The 2,611-nt window shown below is 73.3% G+C and carries 3 protein-coding genes and 1 pseudogene; all 4 read right to left on the bottom strand.

What is annotated here, in order from left to right; all coding sequences use genetic code 11:
• A partial coding sequence (locus IE312_RS38925) for an FAD-dependent oxidoreductase (RefSeq protein WP_306419712.1) occupies positions 1-641 on the bottom strand: 641 nt, incomplete at its 3' end.
• 11 nt (positions 642-652) lie between these two features.
• Positions 653-1,441, bottom strand: a complete 789-nt coding sequence (locus IE312_RS05370) for an ABC transporter ATP-binding protein (RefSeq protein ID WP_189978797.1) — start codon at positions 1,439-1,441, stop codon at positions 653-655.
• Positions 1,425-2,339, bottom strand: a complete 915-nt coding sequence (locus IE312_RS05365; protein WP_229899100.1) for an ABC transporter permease — start codon at positions 2,337-2,339, stop codon at positions 1,425-1,427. The genes IE312_RS05370 and IE312_RS05365 overlap by 17 nt, the downstream gene beginning before the upstream one ends.
• Positions 2,336-2,611 (bottom strand): annotated as a pseudogene (locus IE312_RS38920) (nitrous oxide reductase accessory protein NosL); the annotation flags it as partial. The gene IE312_RS05365 and the pseudogene IE312_RS38920, both read right to left, overlap by 4 nt.

Below are 2,611 nucleotides of genomic sequence, written 5' to 3'. Positions count from 1 at the left end.
CGGCCGCAGGCACCGGTGGCCAGGATCACCGCGCCCGCCCGGATCGTGACGAACGCGCCGGTACGGGTGTGGAACCCGACCGCACCCACCGCGCGCCCGCCGGCGGTGAGGACCCGCACCGGCATCACCCGGTTCTCGATCCGGATCCGCTCCCGCATCTCGCGCCGCCGCAACTGCCGGTACAGGACCTTTTTGACGTCCTTGCCCTCTGGCATCGGCAGTACGTACGAGCCGGAGCGATGGACCTGGCGGACCGCGTACTCGCCGTGCTCGTCCTTCTCGAACTTGACCCCGTACGACTCCAGCCGCTGCACCATCGCGAAGCCCCGGGTGGCGGTCTGGCGGACGGTGGACTGGTCCACGATGCCGTCGTTGGCCCGGGTGATCTCGGCGACGTAGTCGTCGGGTTCGGCACGGCCGGGGATGACCGCGTTGTTGACGCCGTCCATACCCATGGCGAGCGCACCGGAGTGCCGGACGTGGGCCTTCTCCAGCAACAGGACGTTCGCACCGCGCTCGGCGGCGGTCAGGGCGGCCATGGTGCCGGCGGTGCCCCCGCCGACGACGAGGACGTCGCAGGTCAGCTCCTCGGCATCGGTGACGGCGGGAATCTGCAGGGGGGTGGACGCGAGGGTGGTCACCGGGATGCCTTTCAGGAGCCGAGCGAGCTGAGGACGGCGCGGCGCAGTGCCACGCGGGCCGGATCGTCGAAGGCCGCACGGTCACGGGGGCGCGGCACCTCGCGCACGGCGGACACCCGCCCCGCACCGAGCAGGGCCACACGGTCACCGAGGAAGAGGGCCTCGTCCACGTCGTGCGTGACGAACACGACGGTCGCGCCCGTGCCCCGCAACACCTCCACCAGCAGGTCCTGCATGCCGGACCGGGTCTGCGCGTCGAGGGCGCCGAAGGGCTCGTCCATGAGGACCGCGCGCGGGCTGTCGGCCAGGGCCCGCGCCAACTGGGCACGCTGGCGTTGCCCGCCGGACACCCGGTGCGGCAACTGCCCCGCCTGCTCGCTCAGTCCCACTCGTGCGAGCCACGACGCGGCCCGCGAACGCCGCTCCGCGCGCGGGACGCCCCTGATGGCCAGCGGGAGCTCGACGTTCCCGCGCAGGCTGCGCCAGGGCAGCAGCGCATCCTCCTGGAAGACGAGCGCCCGGTCGGCGGACGGACCGGTCAGCGGGCTGCCGTCCGCCTCGGCCCTGCCGCCCAGCGGCGCCAGCAGCCCGGCGAGCGTCCGCAGCAGCGTGGACTTGCCGCAACCGGAGGGTCCGACCACGGTGAGGACTTCGCCGGGGGCGACCTCCAGGTCGACGCCCGACAGGACGGGCGCGCCCGGGTGGCCCAGGACTGCGGAGCGGAAGGCGAGCCGGGTGCCGTACACCCCTTCCGGTGCCGGCGCGGCGGGAACGGCGACGGTCTCAGACGAGGTGCTCATCACGGGCCTCCTCGGTGTCGTTCTGGCCCTGCTGCTGGGACTGGGCCTGCTGCTCGGGCTCGCCGTCGGCGCGGGCTGGGGCGGCGAGTGGGCGGGACGCGCGGGGGCGTCCTCCGGGGACGTACGCGGCGCGGGGCAGCCAGCGGGTCAGCCGGCGCCCGAGGAGTTCCACGGCCGTGGAGGTGATCCAGCCGAGCACCCCGATCGTGACCATGCCGACGAAGACACCGGGGTAGTTCACCACCGTGTAGTCCTGCCAGGTGCGGTAACCGACGCCGTACTGGCCGGAGATCATCTCGGCGGAGATCACGCAGATCCACGACACGCCGATGCCCACCGACAGCCCGCCGAAGATGCCGGGCAGGGCGCCCGGCAGCACGACCGAGCGAAGGATCCGGAACCGTCCGCCGCCCATGGTGCGTACCGCCTCCTCCCAGACGGGGGTCAGCGCGCGGACCGCGTGCCGGGTGGAGACCAGTACGGGGAAGAAGGCGGCGGTGCAGGTGATGAAGACGATGCCCTGCTCGTTCGAGGGGAACAGCAGGATCGCGACCGGGACGAGGGCGATCGCCGGGATCGGGCGGACGACCTCCAGCACCGGGCCGAGCAGGTCCTCGGCCAGGCGGGAGCGGGCCACGAGCACGCCGGTCGCCACGCCGAGGACGGCCGCCAGCGCGAAGCCGGCCAGGATGCGCGTGAGGCTGTCGGTGAGGTCGGTCCAGTAGTCGTCGCCGGAGACCCGGTCGGCGAAGGCGTGGGCCACGTCGGTGACCGTCGGGAACTGCGAGAACCGCAGCCACAGGTCGACGTCCAGGCTGGTCAGCAGCTGCCACGCGCCGAGGGCGGCGGCCAGGGACACCGCCCGCAGCGCATACCGGGTCAGGGGCCGCCGGGTCATGACGCCCGCTCCAGGGCCTCCCGGTACGACACCGTGCGGGCGTCGCCGTGCGCGGTGAGGTACTCCTGCGCGGTGGCCGGGGTGACGAAGGGCAGCAGCCGGTCGCCGTCGGCCACCCAGACCGCCTTGTCGGCGAACCAGAGGGTGCCCGTCGTGGCGTCGGGCACGTAGGCGGCGCGGATGCCGTCCGGGTGCGCGGCCAGGTAGGCCAGCAGTTGCTTCGGGGACTTGTAGGAGAGGGTCTTCTCGCTGCCCTTGGGCCACACCTCGCT

This window comes from Streptomyces capoamus, assembly GCF_014654935.1.
GTDB classification, from domain to species: domain Bacteria; phylum Actinomycetota; class Actinomycetes; order Streptomycetales; family Streptomycetaceae; genus Streptomyces; species Streptomyces capoamus.
The sequence above is the reverse complement of the archived record's forward strand: the minus strand, read 5'-3'. Positions and strand labels throughout refer to the sequence as shown.

Bases quoted from the DNA above. Each gene is read 5' to 3' on its own strand.
- IE312_RS05370 (WP_189978797.1), bottom strand. From the start codon at position 1,441: ATGAGCACCTCGTCTGAGACCGTCGCCGTTCCCGCCGCGCCGGCACCG.
- IE312_RS05365 (WP_229899100.1), bottom strand. From the start codon at position 2,339: ATGACCCGGCGGCCCCTGACCCGGTATGCGCTGCGGGCGGTGTCCCTG.